The sequence below is a fragment of the Pedobacter sp. KBS0701 genome (assembly GCF_005938645.2).
GTDB lineage: Bacteria > Bacteroidota > Bacteroidia > Sphingobacteriales > Sphingobacteriaceae > Pedobacter.
Window position 1 is genome coordinate 3,558,198 of record NZ_CP042171.1, and the last position, 16,355, is coordinate 3,574,552.

Below are 16,355 nucleotides of genomic sequence, written 5' to 3' on the forward strand. Positions count from 1 at the left end.
AAGTGTTCTACTGGGCATAAAGCGTATTGTACAATTTGAATAGGTTAATATTTAAATACTTTTCCGTTTGCGATTACTTCTTGTCTGCTTTCATCGAAAACTGCTTTTGCACCCGTGCGTACCGCAGCATTGGTCATGATATTGGCAATAGAATGCGAATAACCCGCTTCCACAGGTGCGTTTGGTGTTTTACGGCTACGCACACATTCCATCCAGTTACGCATGTGGCCAGAGGTTAATCCATCACCGCCCATATTGGCACCTGTTGCGGCTTTAATTTCGGTTTTACTTAAATCAAATTCAGGCAAAAGATTAGCCTTCAATCCCATGGCTGCGGCTTCTTTTTCCCTTAAACCTCCTTTTGGCGAAACTTTATTGGTAATCAGGTTGAGCTCGCCACCATTCGAGTAATAAACCTCGCCTACATCGCCCACACTGTTCTGCATCCTCGAAGTAAAAGTAACCTGGAAACCATCGGTAGTATCTGGCTGGCCATAATCGAATACAGCAACCATCGAATCCCAGTTTCTACGGCCATCTTTCCAGGTGTAAATACCACCATTTGCCACTACACTTCGCGGATGTTTTAAATTGGTAAACCAATGCACGGTATCAATCTGATGACTCATCCATTGCCCGGGCATCCCTGACGAATAGGGCCAGAATAATCTATATTCTAAATATTTTCTCGGATCAAACGCTTCATTTGGACGGTTTAACAAAAACCTTTTCCAATCAATATCTTCTTCTTTCAATTTAGCCACCAAATCTGGCCTGCGCCATCTGCCTGGCTGGTTTACATTCCACACTAAATCTACAGCAGTTATCGGCCCGAATTTTCCATCCTGTATAAATTTTGCTGCATTGATATAATTTTCGCCACTTCTTCTTTGCGAGCCAATTTGCACAATCTGCTTGCTGGCCTTAACGGCTTTAAATGCAGCTTTGGCATCGTCCATGGTTTCGGCAAAAGGCTTTTCTACATACGCATCGCAATTGGCCTTTACAGCCTCGATGGTATGAAGTGCATGCTGAAAATCGGCGGTACTGATAATTACGGCATCAAGATCTTTTGTAGCATAAAGCTCATCGTTGTTACGGCAGGCTTTAATATCATGACCAAATTTTTCTTTTAAATGGGCAATTCCTAAATCTCTACGGTAGTTCCACAAATCAGAAAGGCCTACAATATCGAAGTTCAGCTCCTTGTTGTGATTCAGGAAGCAAGGCAAAAGGGTGTCTTTAAAGCGATCAGAAAATCCAACAACCCCCACGCGTACCCTATCGTTAGCGCCGATAATACGGCCATAACTTTTAGCGCTCATGCCCATGGTACCCACATAGGTTGCTGCAGCAAATACTGCTGATTGTTTAATAAATTTTCTTCTGGAATTTTCCATAGAATAACACGGTTTAAATAAGGTTAGAAGCTTATGAATTAAACGATTTATAAGGCGTTTAACAGCACCCAAATTAGGATTTTTAGTTTAATAAAAAAGTGAGCTTTGGTAACAATTTAGAAAGGAAACAGAAGATATGGAATGAAGATGGAAAATGTGAGAATTAAGAGGGGAATGGATGAAAAAGAATCTGTATCATAAATATGGAATTGTCCTCCTGAGGGATAATTTATTTAATAAAAATCAATATTAGAGACGTATAATTGATTTCTTTTGCCATACACCACGGTCTTGCCTCGGCTCGCCGCCGCCGAGGGGCTCTTTCTTTTTGGCATTAAAAAGAAACAAAACCGAGGCATTGCCGAGCTCATTAATACAGATAAAAACAATAGACAACCATTAATAAAATGCCGGCTGAAAATTTATTCATTTGTTGTTTATAACTTTTAGCTGCATTCATGAGGGCTTCGCCGTTTTCTTTTGAAGCCAGTTGTTCAGACAGAACAGTGCAGCCCGAAAAATTTGTTAGGCCGGATTTAAGTAGAACGGGGATACTGTGCTATGGCCTAGCTGGATGGAAATGCGAAATCGGTTAAAATGCTGATTCGAAGATTGTGAAATAATGTCAATGATAACTTGTCGGTTTTTAAGTATCTTAAAAGGCGTTTCGACAGGCTCAACGTGACAAATTCGATTGAATTACAATTTATGAGACAGTCTCTTATTTAAGACCTATAAGGTTTTAAAAACCTTATAGGTCTGTGAGATTATTATTAGCCTAAAACCGCTAAACTTTCTTCAATAATTTTGATTTTTGCTTCAGCGTCGGCTTTTTTATTGCGTTCATTGGCAATAATTTCGGGTTTTGCATTCTGGACAAACCGTTCGTTACCCAATTTAGCATCAACCGACTTTAAAAAGCCCTGTAAATATACTAAATCGGCATTTAAACGCTCACGTTCAGCCTCTACATCAACGTTTTCGATTAATGGAATAAAGAATTCATCTTTACCTGCCATAAAAGCTGTTGCACCAACAATTTTATCGTTTACAATCTCCGCTTCTGATACATTGGCCAATTTGAACACCATGTTTAACCATTTTTCATAATCAAGATCAGAATTTACCTTAATGCTTAACGGCAACGCTTCTTTAGGCGAAATCTGCTTCTGGTTCCTTACATTTCTAATTTCGGCTACCACAGTCTTAATTACCTCGGCATCTTTCAATAATTGCTCATCAAAAGTTCCGCCTTTCGGAAATTCGGCCACAATGCAGCAATCCATTTCTCCGCGTTCGGCAAACAAATCATCATGCCATAACTCTTCAGTGATAAAAGGCATATTAGGATGCAATAATTTGATGATATTTTCAAAAAAGGCAATTGTAGCTTTATAACTTTCGGCATCAATCGGCTGTTGGTAAGCAGGTTTAACCATTTCTAAATACCAGGCACAGAAATCATCCCAAACCAGTTTGTAAGTGATCATTAATGCTTCTGATAAGCGGTATTGTTTGAAGTTAGCTTCAATTTCTACCAAAGCTTCGTTAAAGCGGTTTTCGAACCAGGAAATGGCCTGAGTATTGGGGTTAATTAGATTTTCATCAACTTCCCATCCTTTTACCAAACGGAAAGCATTCCAGATTTTGCTGGCGAAATTACGTCCCTGTTCGCAGTAGCTTTCATCGAACATTAAATCGTTTCCAGCAGGTGACGACATTAACATTCCCACACGTACCGCATCTGCACCGTATTTTTCAATCAATCCAATCGGGTCTGGCGAGTTACCCAGCGATTTAGACATTTTACGGCCTAATTTATCACGCACAATACCCGTTAAATACACATTGGTAAATGGTTTTTTGCCCATAAACTCATGTCCGGCCATAATCATACGTGCCACCCAAAAGAATAAAATTTCCGGCGCGGTAACCAGATCATTGGTTGGGTAATAATAATTGATATCTTTATTTTCAGGGTTTTTAAAGCCATCGAAAACCGAAATTGGCCATAACCATGATGAAAACCAGGTATCCATTACATCATCATCCTGTCTTAAAAACGGCTCTAACTGATGTTTGAACCCTGCTTTTTCAGCATCCGAACAACTTTCGTCCAAATGTTTTTTCTTCCAGAATTCTTCTAAGGCCTCATCTTTAGTTTTGGCTACTACCCAGTTTCCTTTATCGTCGTACCAGGCCGGGATTCTTTGTCCCCACCATAACTGGCGACTAATGTTCCAGTCGCGCACATTTTCCATCCAATGACGGTATGTATTTTCAAATTTATTCGGGATCAGGTTTACTTCGCCTTTCAAAACATCATCCAAAGCAGGTTGCGCCATTTCTTTCATCTTTACAAACCATTGCATCGAAAGTTTTGGTTCGATAGCGGCATCGGTACGTTCAGAGAAACCAACCTGCGATTTATAATCCTCAACTTTCTCTAAATGGCCAGCTTCTTCCAGCATTTTGGCAATTTTCTTACGGGCAACAAATCTGTCTTCACCCACCAAAATAACGGCCAGTTCGTTTAAAGTTCCATCGTCGTTTAAGATATCGGTAACCGGTAAATTATGCTTAACACCCAGTTCATAATCGTTTAAATCGTGTGCTGGTGTAACTTTTAAACAGCCTGTTCCAAATTCAATATCTACATATTCATCTTCAATAACCGGAATTTCGTGATTAACCAGAGGCACAAAAACTTTTTTGCCTTTTAAGTGTACAAAACGCTCGTCGTTCGGGTTGATACAGATGGCAGCATCGGCCATAATCGTCTCCGGACGCGTTGTAGCTATCGTTAAAAACTGGTCTTCCGTTCCCGAAATCAGGTATTTAATGTAATATAATTTCTGGTTTACTTCCTTACGGATCACTTCTTCATCAGAAACAGCTGTTTTACCAGCCGGGTCCCAGTTAACCATGCGGATACCACGGTAAATCCATCCTTTTTTGTACAGGTGGATAAACGAATCGATCACCGCTGCAGAAAGATCTTCTTCCATGGTAAAGCGGGTACGGTCCCAATCGCAGCTAGCGCCCAATTTCTTTAACTGTTCTAAAATAATACCACCGTATTTTTCTTTCCACTCCCAGGCATATTTCAGAAACTCTTCACGCGAAAGGTCTTTTTTATCAATTCCCTGTTCTTTTAACATCGCCACAACCTTTGCTTCGGTTGCAATAGAGGCATGATCAGTTCCGGGTACCCAGCAAGCATTTTTACCCTGCATACGGGCTTTACGGATCAATACATCCTGAATGGTATTGTTGAGCATGTGCCCCATGTGCAGTACGCCTGTGACGTTTGGAGGCGGAATGACGATAGTGTAAGGTTCGCGCTCATCAGGTTCTGAGTGGAAAAACTTTTTAGATAGCCAATAGCTATACCATTTATCTTCTGTTTCTGCAGGATTGTACTTGGTGGAAATGCTCATGAAAAATTGTTATAAAAGCCCAAAAATAGCTAATTAAGCTGAAAGCCCAAAGCCCAGGCAAATGGAAAACTGAAAGACTAATGCAGGTGAACTTCAGATGAGTGTATGTAAAAGATATGCGTGTTAGTTTTTGGAAAGCAGGTGCGTATTTTGATTTGGCCCTGCTTTTTGTTTGTAGTCCCGATGTGGAGTCGGGAGCTACTACGTCAATCAGATTTAGAAAAATTGGTTCGTGCAAAAACAAGAATAATAATGCATTTTCATAAAACGCTTACTCTACGTCATCAAAAACATCATCTAATGCCAATTCAAAACCTGGCAGTACGGTTGACGTAATTTTTTCGCTTAAGGTGAATATTTTAGAGGGTTGGAATTTACCCATCTCATTTAGGGTATATATCAAAATGCTTTGATCACTTTGGCTCACCACCCAATATTCTTTAACGCCGAATTCTTCATAAACACGGTATTTATGAAGCAATTCCATTTTGGTATTGCCCGGCGATAAAATTTCAACTACCAGATCAGGCGCACCGATACAGCCACGGGCATCGAGTTTGCTTCTATCACAAATCACACAGATATCTGGTTGGAGAACAGTAAATACATCTTTATCAGCTTTACTTTCTTCTGGAAAACGGACATCAAAGGGTGCTGCATAAACCTTACAGGGTTTACCTTTTAAAAAATTAATTATTGGATTTAACAAGTTAATAGAAACACCTTGGTGCACCCTTGATGGCGCAGGACTCATTTTAAATATTTCACCCTCAATCAGCTCTACCCTTTCAGGGAAAAGCCAGTTTAAATAGTTAGAATAGCTATAAGTTAACGATGCATCAAGTTCATTGAACTGCCTTACAGGTTCATCATCGTTTAAAACAGGATATGGAACAGGTTCAGACATAAACGAATATTCTAAAAATTAGTAATCAAAACATATTTATGGATTTATAAATCCTCAAAAACATCATCCAAGGCCAATTCAAAACCCGGTAATACAGTTGACGTAATTTTTTCGCTTAGGGTAAATATTTTAGAGGGTTGGAATTTACCCATCTCATTTAAGGTGTAGATCAAAATGCTTTGATCACTTTGGCTCACCACCCAATATTCTTTAACGCCGAATTCTTCATAAACACGGTACTTATTAAGCAGTTCCATTCGGGTATTTCCCGGAGACAAAACCTCGACAACCAAATCGGGCGCACCGATACAACCACGGGCATCAATTTTGCTTCTATCGCAAATCACACAGATATCTGGTTGTAAAACCGTAAAAATAGCTTTATCATGGCGACTTTCCTTTGTAAAACGAACATCAAATGGAGATATGTAAACTTTACAAGGTTGCTTTTTTAGAAAATTTCCTAGCTTAAGAAATATGTTTCCAATAACTTCCTGATGAACGCTTGAAGGTGCAGGAATCATCTTAAAGATTTTACCTTTAATCAGTTCTACTCTTTCAGGAAAAAGCCAGTTTAAATAGTTAGAATAACTATAAGTTAAAGACGCATCAAGCTCATTGAACTGCATGACAGGCTCATCATCGCTTAAAACAGGATATGGAACAGGTTCAGACATAATCAAATATACTAATTTTTATAGTAATCCGCCTTTCAATTTTTCAACATATCATACTTACCATCAAGAAATTAAGGACATTAAGTTTTAGGCCATTTCCCAAGTATCTCAATTTTTTAATGGTAAAAGTATAAATGTACTAAAACTTCATCTTCTGAATTCTCACCGCATTTAAAATAGCCAGAAGTGCCACACCAACGTCGGCAAAAACCGCCTCCCACATGGTTGCTATACCTCCTGCCCCTAAAATTAAGACAATTGCTTTTACAGCAAATGCCAATACAATATTCTGGATCACAACATTTTTGGTTGCCTTACCTATTTTAACCGCGGTTGCAATTTTAGAAGGTTGATCGGTTTGAATCACTACGTCTGCTGTTTCGATCGCAGCATCGCTACCCATTGCGCCCATGGCAATACCAATATCGCTGATTGCTAATACCGGTGTATCGTTAATTCCATCTCCCACAAAGGCCACCACCTTACTTTTGTCGCTTTTAATGGCTTCCAGTCTGGCAACTTTATCTTCAGGCAATAAATCCCCAAAATAAGTATCAATTCCTAAACCCGAGGCTACATTTTTAACAATTGAGATTTTATCACCACTTAACATCACAACCTGTTTTATTCCGTTTTCGTGAAGCTGTTTGATAGCTTCGGCAGCATCTTCTTTTATTTCATCTGCAATCAGAACATAACCAACATATTTCTGGTCGACAGCAACAACCACGATACTTTCTTCTATCGTCGCAATCTCAGGCTCAAAATCAATATTAAATTTCTCCAAAAGTTTAACATTACCTGCTAAAACCTCTTTACCATTAACCTGGCCCTTTAAACCCATTCCAGCAATTTCCTCGATGTTTTCTGCAGGATGAATTTCTTTCTGACCTCCATATTTTACGATAGCCTTCGCAATTGGGTGGGTAGATTTGGCTTCTACAGCCGTTAAGAAGTTTAAAAAATCTGTTTCATCAATATTGCTTTCTACTTTCTGAACATTGAAAACACCTTTTGTTAAGGTTCCAGTTTTGTCCATTACAACAACATTCAGTTTGGTAATTAAATCAAGGAAATTAGAGCCTTTAAAAAGAATGCCATTTGCCGATGCCGCACCGATTCCGCCAAAATAACCCAATGGAATAGAAATGACCAGTGCACATGGACAAGATATAACCAGAAAAACCAGCGAACGATACAACCAGGTTTGGAAATGATATTCGTTTCCTAAAACTAAAATTGGGATAGTAACCAGCGCGAGGGCTAAAAAGAAAACAATTGGGGTATATATTTTCGCAAACTTGCGAATAAAAAGTTCGGTTTTGGCTTTGCGCGTAGTGGCATTTTGAACCATTTCCAAAATGCGGGATAATGCACTGTCGGCAAAAGCTTTGGTCACTTTGACTTCGACTACTTTATCCAGATTAAGCATTCCTGCCAAAATCGATTCGCCCTTATTAATTGTACGCGGTTTGCTCTCGCCCGTTAAAGCAGCAGTGTTAAAACTGCTTTTATCGCTGATCAGTTCTCCATCTAAGGGGATTTTCTCACCAGCCTTTACCTGTATTGTTTCGCCAATTTCTACCTTTTCGGGATTAATATCTTCGTATTTTCCATTACGGAATACATGCGCTACATCTGCACGAACATCAAGTAATGCTTTAATATTCCTTTTGGCACGGTTTACCGCAGCCATTTGAAACAACTCGCCAATAGTGTAGAAAAGCATCACCGTTACGCCTTCAGGATATTCACCAATAGCAAAAGCACCAATGGTAGCAATAGACATTAAAGAAAACTCGGTAAAGAAATCTTTGGCTTTAAAAGTTTCCCAAACTTCGCGTAAAACCGGGATGCCCACAGGTAAATAAGCCACGATATACCAATAAGGGCGAATGATCTGAAATACAGGAACCGTAAACAGGTTATCAAACGCAATTCCAATCAGCAACATAACCAATGTTACGATAGCTGGCAAATACGTTTTAAAAGCTGATGGATCTCCACCATGGTCGTGGTCATGTTCGTCACCTTCTTCATGTTCGTGATCATGGTTATGTTTTGGTTCGGAATGTACTTTACTGCTGCAACAGCTATCTTCTTTATCGTGTGAGTGGCTCATTATATTTATAGTATGCTAAAAATCATTTTTATTATTAACGATAAAACCTCGCAGGTTAGATAACCGTTTTCAAATTTATGGAAAATAAAATGTTTTATCCCGAATCATTCTTAATAGCAATAATTTTTACAAGCGCACAATAAATTTTGTTAAAAAATGTTAATAGTGGTATAAAAGATTTAAAATCATGAAATCTATTAAAATTTCTTTTTCAGCATCTGAACTTATCAGGCGGCTTGGTTTAGCAAAAATATACTACTGGTTTAACAAGTAATATTCTTAATATATAACACCAGTATTAAGTAGTATTTCATAAATTTCGCATCATTATTAACTTATTAAGCGAATGAAATACCAAAATTTGAAAAGATGTTTTGCAGCGCTGGGTATAGTCGCTGCCGGCTTTTCTGCAAGTGCACAAACTAAAAAATTTATCGACCCTGCCAACATGGATCTTTCCGTTAAGCCAGGCGACGATTTCTACACCTATGCAAGCGGCACGTGGATAAAAAACAATCCTGTTCCTGCTAAAGAAACTCGCTGGGGTTCATTTAACGAACTTCGCGATTTCAATATCAATGCTGTTAAATCTTTAGTAGAAGATGCAGCAGCTGACAAATCTGCACCTGCAGGTTCGGTTAAGCGTAGGGTTGGCGATTTTTACACGGCCGCTATGGATAGTGCGACCATTGAAAAATTTGGTTATACGCCAATAAAAGCCGATTTAACAAAAATTAAGCAAATTAAAAACATTCAAGGTGTGCTGGATCAGGTGGCTTACATGCGAACCAATGGCTTGGGTGGCGGAATGTTTGGCCTGGGCGTTGGCCAGGACCGCAAGAATGTAAACAAATATATGGTGAATATTAGTCAGGGAGGCACAACACTTCCCGATCGCGATTATTACCTGAAAGATGATACACGCAGTGTTAAGATCCGCGAGGCTTACAATACCTATATGGTTACTTTATTTACCTTAACGGGAAGTACACCGGAAGAAGCAAAACAAAAAGCAGCAACCGTTTATAAAATTGAAAAGCAATTCGCTGAAGCGCAGATGAGCCGTTTAGAAATGCGCGATCCTTACGCAACCTATAACAAGCTTACCGTTGCCGAGCTGAACCAGAAAACACCAGATATTAACTGGACAACCTATTTGCCTAAGTTCAAAATCAAAAATCAAGATACTGTTCTGGTTTCTTCGCCTAAATTTATGGCAAGCCTGAATGGCATGTTGAAATCAGTTCCGGTTAGCGATTGGCAAACTTATCTGGAGTGGAATATTTTAAAAGGTTCGGCTTCTAGTTTAAGTTCTCCGTTTGTTAAGGCGAGTTTCGCTTTTACACAGGCTCAAACAGGTCAGAAAGTACAAACACCACGCTGGCAACGCATGTCATCTTTAACAGATGGTACTATTGGCGAATTATTAGGTCAGCTCTACGTGGCCAAATATTTTAAGCCTGAAGCTAAAGAACGTATGAACCAGATGATTGTGAACTTGCGTAAAGCATTCGAAATCAGAATTAATGGTTTAGAATGGATGAGCCCTGAGACCAAACAAAAGGCACTAGCTAAATTACATGCATTTACACCAAAAGTGGGTTATCCGGAAAAATGGAAAAACTACGATGGTTTAGTGATTAATAAGGATACTTATTTCCAAAACTTACGCAATGCAAGTGTTTGGGGCTATAATGAAATGATTGATCAGTTAGGTAAGCCTGTTGACCGCAAACGTTTTGGTATGACACCTCCAACGGTTAATGCTTACTATAGCCCTACACTAAACGAAATTGTTTTCCCTGCTGGTATTTTACAGTTTCCTTTCTTCGACCCTAATGCTGATGATGCTGTTAACTATGGTGGTATAGGCGCTGTAATTGGTCACGAAATGAGCCATGGTTTTGATGACAGCGGAAGCCAATATGATGCGGCCGGCAACTTAAAAAACTGGTGGACAGCTGAAGACAAAGCTAAATTTGACGCTAAAACAAAAGCTTTAGGCGAGCAATTTGATGCTTATACCGTATTAGATACGGTCCATGTAATTGGTAAATTAACCATGGGTGAAAACATTGGCGATTTAGGAGGTTTAAACGCCGCTTATACTGCTTTCAAAATGACCAAACAAGGTCAAAGCAATGAGAAAATTGATGGTTTTACACCAGATCAGCGTTTCTTCCTGGCCTGGGCACAAGTATGGAGGGGTAATATTTTACCCGAAAGTGCTGCTCAGCTCATTAAAACAGATCCACATTCTCCAGGCCCATACCGTACCATTGGTGCACCTGTAAATATGGATGCATGGTACAATGCTTTTGATGTTAAACCTGGCGATAAACTATATAAAAAACCAGAAGACAGGATTAGAATGTGGTAGATTTGAGATTGAAGGCTGGAAGGTTGAGGGTGTAAGGCTTTTCCACCCCGATAGTTTTAATTGAGATGGAAGGCTTAAGGCTTTAGGTTTTTCTGCCCTCAACTTTAAAATTTAATTATTTATATCATCCCTATATTACGAACGTCCCGATCATTTTCGGGACGTTTTGTTTTATAAGTAGGGTCTCGGGGGTGGTGTAAGGTGTTACCATTTGACGTCTGCCAAAATTATCAATTCAACTCCACTATTAATCAATTTTTATTAACTGTGGTGTTGGATGTTACCATCCGGCACTTGTAGAATTATCAATTCAATTCTACCATTAATCAGTTTTAAGTTATTAAACGAATCTAGGGAATGGTAACATCTGACTGCACGATTACCCACCGCCTTGGTTCGTATCTTCACGAATCAACAATTAAGCTCAATTTTCTTCCAAATCAAAATTAATGTAACTCCTTTCGGCAATTCCTAATTATCATTCTATCTTTGAAAAAACATAAGTATCCTTTCCATGAAAAGCCCAATTAACTTCCTTTTAATCCTTGGTTTAACTTTATTTTCTTTAGCAGGTTTTGCTCAGGAAAATAAATTGATCAGCATTGATAAATTAATCAATAAAACAGATCCTGCCTGGCCATTGGTAAAGAAATGGATCGATTCTGCTAAAAATAAGGTCGAAGTATTGCCTGTAGATTCGGCTAAGGCAAAAGAGGTTTTATATCACTCGCAAATGACGACCTATGCCACACTTGGTTCGGTAATCTACAATACCGGCGGCATTATAGTTGATAACGGCTGGATTAGAATTTTAGGTTCGGGCAGCGAAAGATTGAGCAGAAATGTTGCTGATTGGAACAAAGGAAAAACCTTAAAAGAATATGGCGATAACATTCCCTACCTTTTAATTGCCGATGATGCGGTAGGTGGTTTCTTTGCTATTAATTACGGCGGTCTGGGCAAAGACATCAAAAATGTATATTACCTTGAACCAAACAGTCTAACCTGGCAACCGCTTGGAGCTGGTTATGGCGAATTCCTTGTTTTTTGTTTCGACAGTGATCTTTCTAAATTTTATAAAGGATTACGCTGGAGCAGCTGGAATCAATTTATTGCCAATTTGGATGGTACCAAAACCTATAGTTTCCGTCCTTATTTATGGGAGGAAGGTACTGATATTGAAAAATGTACACGAAAACTTGTTGGGATTGAAGAAATGTACCGTTTTAATATTATGAAGTCGAAAGAACTGAATGCAGACAAAGGCATAAAAAAAGACGAAACCAAAAAGGAAGAAACTAAAAACGAGCAGTAAGTTGCTGTCTATAAAATAATTACATGACTAACACACCTGCAACCATTATCCAGATCAAAAATACCAGGGCTTTTATTCTGGAATTGGTAAAAGACTTAACCACAGAGCAGTTAAACAAAATCCCCGCAGGTTTTAACAATAACATCATCTGGAATATTGCCCATTTAACCGCTGCACAGCAAAACCTGTGTTATGTTAGATCGGGATTAACGGTAACCGTTGAAGAAAAATATTTCACTCCATTTTTAAGTGGAACAAAACCAGTTAAATTTATAGAAAAGGGAGAAATCGCCTCCATTTTCGACGTACTTTTAAATAGTATGGACCGTTTGGCGACAGATTATAGTAGTGGGATTTTTCTAAAGTTCGATCCCTGGAACAAACGTTATGGAATGAAATTAAACTCCATAGAAGATGCGATAAATTTTATCCCTTTCCATGAGGGGATGCACATCGGCTATATTATGGCCTTGAAGAAATTGGTATAGAAAGTTGCATTGAAGATAATCCACCTCTCAATTGGAAAAATTTAAGCATACTTTGCCTGCGTTTTCTTCGGTAATTTAGCTAAAACCATTGCCCTCGAATCGGCCACCCTGCTTTTCAACTCTTTATCATTTAAAACCTCTAAGTTTTCGATCTGGATCCATTGTCTTTTGGCCATGTGGTAAGCCTGGGCAATACCATCTCGGGCAGCGAGTTCTTCAAATTCATCCGGATTGCATTTGATAGAAAAACGATTACCCTCATCAATAGCAATAATCACATAGATTTTCTCTTCTATCATAAAACACAGATGTTCCCATTTCATACCTTCTGTAGTGCCGGGTAAACTCAAACAATATTCTCTGAACGATTCGATATCCATATTTAGGGTTTAGGGTTTAGGGTTTAGGGTTTAGGGTAAGACCAAAGCTAATAACAAAAGATTAAAGCCGGAAGAGAAAAATTCAGAGGTCGGGAGTCCGAAGTCCGAAGATTAAAGCTGATTAACTTACCTACCCTATCTGTCGCTAATTTATCCCCAAATCCAAAAATCATATTAGTACTATATCTTCTATATTTGCGTCATAATCCTGAAATCCAAGAATCCTTAAAATCCTAGCTCATGAATATTATAATGCCTACTGCCGATGGATCTAATACACTTTATAATGAAACCATAGGCGAACATTACCATAGTAAACATGGTGCTCTGCAAGAAAGCAAACACGTGTTTATTGATGCAGGTTTGAAATTCGCTTCCACTAACCAAGCTGAAATTTCCATTTTGGAAGTTGGTTTCGGCACCGGATTGAACTTTATTTTAAGTTTCGAATATTGTGCGGAAAATAACATTAACCTTAACTATACCAGCATTGAAGCCTTTCCGCTTACTACAGCTATAATTGAGCAGACTGGTTATGCAGCGTATGTTCCTGAAAAAATATGGGCTGATTTTATTTTAAATTACCCGGAAGCATTAAAAGCACCCAAGAAATTAACTTCGCTTTGCTCGTTAGAAATTCCACATACTACATTGGCCGAATACAGCGGTGACCAAAAATTTGACCTGATTTATTATGATGCATTTTCTGTACAGCACCAGCCCGAAATGTGGAGCGATGAAATTATTGCACATGCCTGCAGTTTCTTAAAACCTGGCGGAACTTTTGTTACCTACGCCATTACCGGGAAACTAAAAAGGGCCATTAAAGCCTGCGGATTTACCATCGAAAAATTACCCGGCGCCCCCGGAAAAAGAGAAATGCTTAGGGCGATTAAAGGGATGGAAAATGGATGATGGAAGATGGATGATGGAGAAAGTCTGACGCCAGAAAGTCCGAAGATTGCATTGCATAAGAATAGTTCCCCAACTTTATGCCCTCTGCCCCCTCCTCTTTGCGGTTAACCAACGATATCATTTTGACATAATTTAGACCGCCTGTTAAAACCAGTATAATCTAAAATTGTTAAAATAACATTAACATTCGTATCATGGAAAAAAGAACCTTAGGAAAAACCGATTTAAATATTTCGCCCATAGTATTTGGAGGAAATGTTTTTGGCTGGACGATCGATGAAAAAAAGTCGTTTGAAATATTAGACCAATTTATAGAAAGTGGTTTCAATTTTATAGATACGGCCGATGTGTACTCGCGTTGGGTACCTGGAAATAATGGTGGCGAATCGGAAACGATTATTGGTAACTGGCTTAAAAAACAAAACAAACGCCACGATATAATTATTGCGACAAAAGTTGGCTCAGATATGGGGCAGGGTAAATCGCTAAAAAAAGATTACATCATCAATGAAGTTGAACATTCTTTATCGCGCCTGCAAACCGATTATATCGATCTTTATTTCTCTCATTTTGATGACGAAAGCACGCCTGTTGAAGAAACATTAAGTGCCTACGAAACTTTAATTAAAGCTGGCAAAGTCCGCTGGATCGGGGCATCAAATTTTTCTGCCGATCGCTTAAAAGAGTCATTACTTTATTCAACCGAACACAGTTTACCCCGTTACGAAGTTTACCAACCAGGATACAACCTGTATGATAGAGAAAACTTTGAGCAGGAACACGAAAAAATCTGTCTGGATTATGGTTTGGGCGTTGTGTCTTATTATTCGCTGGCCAGTGGTTTCTTAACCGGGAAATACCGTAGTGAAGACGATCTGAATAAAAGCCAGCGTGGTGGAGGCATTAAAAAATTCCTTAACGAACGGGGCTTTAAAATTTTAGCGGCATTGGATGAGGTTGCTAAAAAACACCATGTTGAGCCAGCTTCGGTAGCCCTGGCCTGGTTAATTTATCGCCCATCAATTACGGCGCCAATTGCCAGTGTTACCGATTTAAGCCAACTAAAATCTTTTACTGAAGCCGCAAATTTAAAATTATTGCCAGAAGATATTTCTCTTTTAGATAAAGCGAGTATCTATTAAAAATAATCTCTTATATTTAAATGCCCGATTAATAAAACAATTAATCGGGCATTTTGTATTAAACAGGATTTTAAAATATATGAAAGACAAACTATCTTTTCTACCCAAACTGGCATTGGTCCTTTTCTGTTTAATCAGTTTAACATACATCGCCATTTTAGGTCAATCTTTGCTGGCTCCCCTGCTTTTCTCTTTTTTAATGGCGATCTTATTATTACCTGTTGGCAATTTTCTAGAACACAAGCTAAAATTTAAAAGAAGTTTATCAACCCTTGTGTCGGTGATCCTGATGATTGCTGTAATTGGTGGCATTATTTATTTCTTCGGCAATCAATTAAGCGATTTATGGGCAGATTGGCCTTTACTTAAGGAGAAAGCGAATGCTTCTTATCACGAACTTCAAAAATGGATTTCACACACTTTCGGCATAAATTCTCAGAAACAACTGGATTATTTAAATGACAGCACAGAAAAAGCTTTGGCTACTAGTGCCGCAATTGTAGCTACTACCTTATCTACACTATCTTCTACCCTATTATTTTTAGGTTTCACATTACTATTCACTTTCTTTATTTTAAACTACCGTAGGGTTTTATTTACTTTTTTAACTTCGGTTTTTAGTGAAGAACACAAAGAAAAAGTTTCAGAAATTGTAAGTCAGATTCAGTACATCATTAAAAAATATATCATAGGTTTATTCTTGCAGATGCTTATTGTTACGGTATTAATGATTACCGTTCTGAGTTTACTAGGTGTTAAATATGCCGTTCTTTTGGGTCTTGTTGCAGGTATTTTTAATGTAGTTCCTTATTTGGGAATATTCTTTGCCCTGTTAATAAGCTGCCTGATTACTTTTGCAACTGCAGGTGCAGGTAAAGTGCTTCTGGTTTTAATAGCCTATGTTGGTGTACATGCTATAGATGGAAATATACTGATGCCGTTAGTGGTGGGCTCGAAAGTAAAAATAAATGCGTTATTTGCCTTTATTGGGATTGTTGTGGGTGAGATGATTTGGGGCATCTCGGGCATGTTTTTATGTATTCCTTATCTGGCCATGTTAAAAATAATCTTCGATAGAGTAGATAACTTAAAACCCTGGGGTATTTTAATGGGCGAAGAACATAAGCCTGATAAAAAGAAGCGTGTTTACCGGATCACAAAAAAAATTAAATTAGAAGAAAAAGATTAA

At 38.5% G+C, this 16,355-nt stretch carries 12 protein-coding genes; 6 read left to right on the forward strand and 6 right to left on the reverse strand.

Translation table 11 applies throughout. The features are described 5' to 3' along the window. Positions 1–44: 44 nt before the first annotated feature. The 5 genes from FFJ24_RS14355 to FFJ24_RS14375 all read right to left on the reverse strand — a co-directional run bounded on the left by FFJ24_RS14355 (position 45) and on the right by FFJ24_RS14375 (position 8,546). Positions 45–1,400, reverse strand: a complete 1,356-nt coding sequence (locus FFJ24_RS14355) for a Gfo/Idh/MocA family protein (protein ID WP_138822229.1) — start codon at positions 1,398–1,400, stop codon at positions 45–47. 773 nt (positions 1,401–2,173) lie between these two features. Next, positions 2,174–4,840, reverse strand: a complete 2,667-nt coding sequence (locus FFJ24_RS14360; protein WP_138822231.1) for a valine--tRNA ligase — start codon at positions 4,838–4,840, stop codon at positions 2,174–2,176. 271 nt (positions 4,841–5,111) lie between these two features. Beyond that, entirely contained in the window at positions 5,112–5,747 is a 636-nt protein-coding gene (locus tag FFJ24_RS14365; protein ID WP_138822233.1) for a Uma2 family endonuclease, read from the reverse strand. 44 nt (positions 5,748–5,791) lie between these two features. Next, positions 5,792–6,424 carry a Uma2 family endonuclease gene (locus FFJ24_RS14370; protein WP_210419373.1) on the reverse strand — a complete coding sequence of 211 codons (633 nt, stop codon included), beginning with the start codon at positions 6,422–6,424 and terminating at the stop codon, positions 5,792–5,794. A 139-nt stretch (positions 6,425–6,563) separates the two neighbouring features. Continuing rightward, positions 6,564–8,546: a heavy metal translocating P-type ATPase gene (locus FFJ24_RS14375; protein WP_138822235.1), complete on the reverse strand. Its 1,983-nt coding sequence runs from the start codon at positions 8,544–8,546 to the stop codon at positions 6,564–6,566. Positions 8,547–8,892: 346 nt separating this feature from the next. Here FFJ24_RS14375 and FFJ24_RS14380 point away from each other — a divergent pair, with 346 nt between their 5' ends. From FFJ24_RS14380 to FFJ24_RS14390, 3 genes are all read left to right on the forward strand, one after another. After that, positions 8,893–10,926 (forward strand): M13 family metallopeptidase, encoded by a 2,034-nt coding sequence (locus tag FFJ24_RS14380; RefSeq protein ID WP_138822237.1) that lies wholly within the window; start codon positions 8,893–8,895, stop codon positions 10,924–10,926. A gap of 514 nt (positions 10,927–11,440) precedes the next feature. Continuing rightward, positions 11,441–12,241 (forward strand): DUF2625 domain-containing protein, encoded by an 801-nt coding sequence (locus FFJ24_RS14385; protein ID WP_210419374.1) that lies wholly within the window; start codon positions 11,441–11,443, stop codon positions 12,239–12,241. Positions 12,242–12,264: 23 nt separating this feature from the next. Next, on the forward strand, positions 12,265–12,729 hold the full coding sequence (locus FFJ24_RS14390) for a DinB family protein (protein WP_138822239.1): 465 nt from the start codon (positions 12,265–12,267) through the stop codon (positions 12,727–12,729). Positions 12,730–12,770: 41 nt separating this feature from the next. Here the strand turns inward: FFJ24_RS14390 and FFJ24_RS14395 are convergent, their stop codons facing one another. Then, the gene (locus FFJ24_RS14395) at positions 12,771–13,109 is read right to left on the reverse strand and encodes an MmcQ/YjbR family DNA-binding protein (RefSeq protein WP_138822241.1); all 339 of its coding nucleotides are present in this window, start codon (positions 13,107–13,109) and stop codon (positions 12,771–12,773) included. Between the two features lie 240 nt (positions 13,110–13,349). On the opposite strand from FFJ24_RS14395, the gene mnmD reads away from it, so the two are divergent. The 3 genes from mnmD (at position 13,350) to FFJ24_RS14410 (ending at position 16,355) form a co-directional block, all read left to right on the forward strand. After that, complete coding sequence (gene mnmD, locus FFJ24_RS14400) at positions 13,350–14,024, forward strand: tRNA (5-methylaminomethyl-2-thiouridine)(34)-methyltransferase MnmD (RefSeq protein WP_138822243.1); 675 nt, start codon at positions 13,350–13,352, stop codon at positions 14,022–14,024. 194 nt (positions 14,025–14,218) lie between these two features. After that, complete coding sequence (locus FFJ24_RS14405) at positions 14,219–15,166, forward strand: aldo/keto reductase (protein ID WP_138822245.1); 948 nt, start codon at positions 14,219–14,221, stop codon at positions 15,164–15,166. Between the two features lie 79 nt (positions 15,167–15,245). Beyond that, positions 15,246–16,355, forward strand: coding sequence for an AI-2E family transporter (locus FFJ24_RS14410; RefSeq protein ID WP_138822247.1), 1,110 nt, complete (start codon positions 15,246–15,248; stop codon positions 16,353–16,355).

Bases quoted from the DNA above. Each gene is read 5' to 3' on its own strand.
- FFJ24_RS14355 (WP_138822229.1), bottom strand. From the start codon at position 1,400: ATGGAAAATTCCAGAAGAAAATTTATTAAACAATCAGCAGTATTTGCT.
- FFJ24_RS14360 (WP_138822231.1), bottom strand. From the start codon at position 4,840: ATGAGCATTTCCACCAAGTACAATCCTGCAGAAACAGAAGATAAATGG.
- FFJ24_RS14365 (WP_138822233.1), bottom strand. From the start codon at position 5,747: ATGTCTGAACCTGTTCCATATCCTGTTTTAAACGATGATGAACCTGTA.
- FFJ24_RS14370 (WP_210419373.1), bottom strand. From the start codon at position 6,424: ATGTCTGAACCTGTTCCATATCCTGTTTTAAGCGATGATGAGCCTGTC.
- FFJ24_RS14375 (WP_138822235.1), bottom strand. From the start codon at position 8,546: ATGAGCCACTCACACGATAAAGAAGATAGCTGTTGCAGCAGTAAAGTA.
- FFJ24_RS14380 (WP_138822237.1), top strand. From the start codon at position 8,893: ATGAAATACCAAAATTTGAAAAGATGTTTTGCAGCGCTGGGTATAGTC.
- FFJ24_RS14385 (WP_210419374.1), top strand. From the start codon at position 11,441: ATGAAAAGCCCAATTAACTTCCTTTTAATCCTTGGTTTAACTTTATTT.
- FFJ24_RS14390 (WP_138822239.1), top strand. From the start codon at position 12,265: ATGACTAACACACCTGCAACCATTATCCAGATCAAAAATACCAGGGCT.
- FFJ24_RS14395 (WP_138822241.1), bottom strand. From the start codon at position 13,109: ATGGATATCGAATCGTTCAGAGAATATTGTTTGAGTTTACCCGGCACT.
- mnmD (WP_138822243.1), top strand. From the start codon at position 13,350: ATGAATATTATAATGCCTACTGCCGATGGATCTAATACACTTTATAAT.
- FFJ24_RS14405 (WP_138822245.1), top strand. From the start codon at position 14,219: ATGGAAAAAAGAACCTTAGGAAAAACCGATTTAAATATTTCGCCCATA.
- FFJ24_RS14410 (WP_138822247.1), top strand. From the start codon at position 15,246: ATGAAAGACAAACTATCTTTTCTACCCAAACTGGCATTGGTCCTTTTC.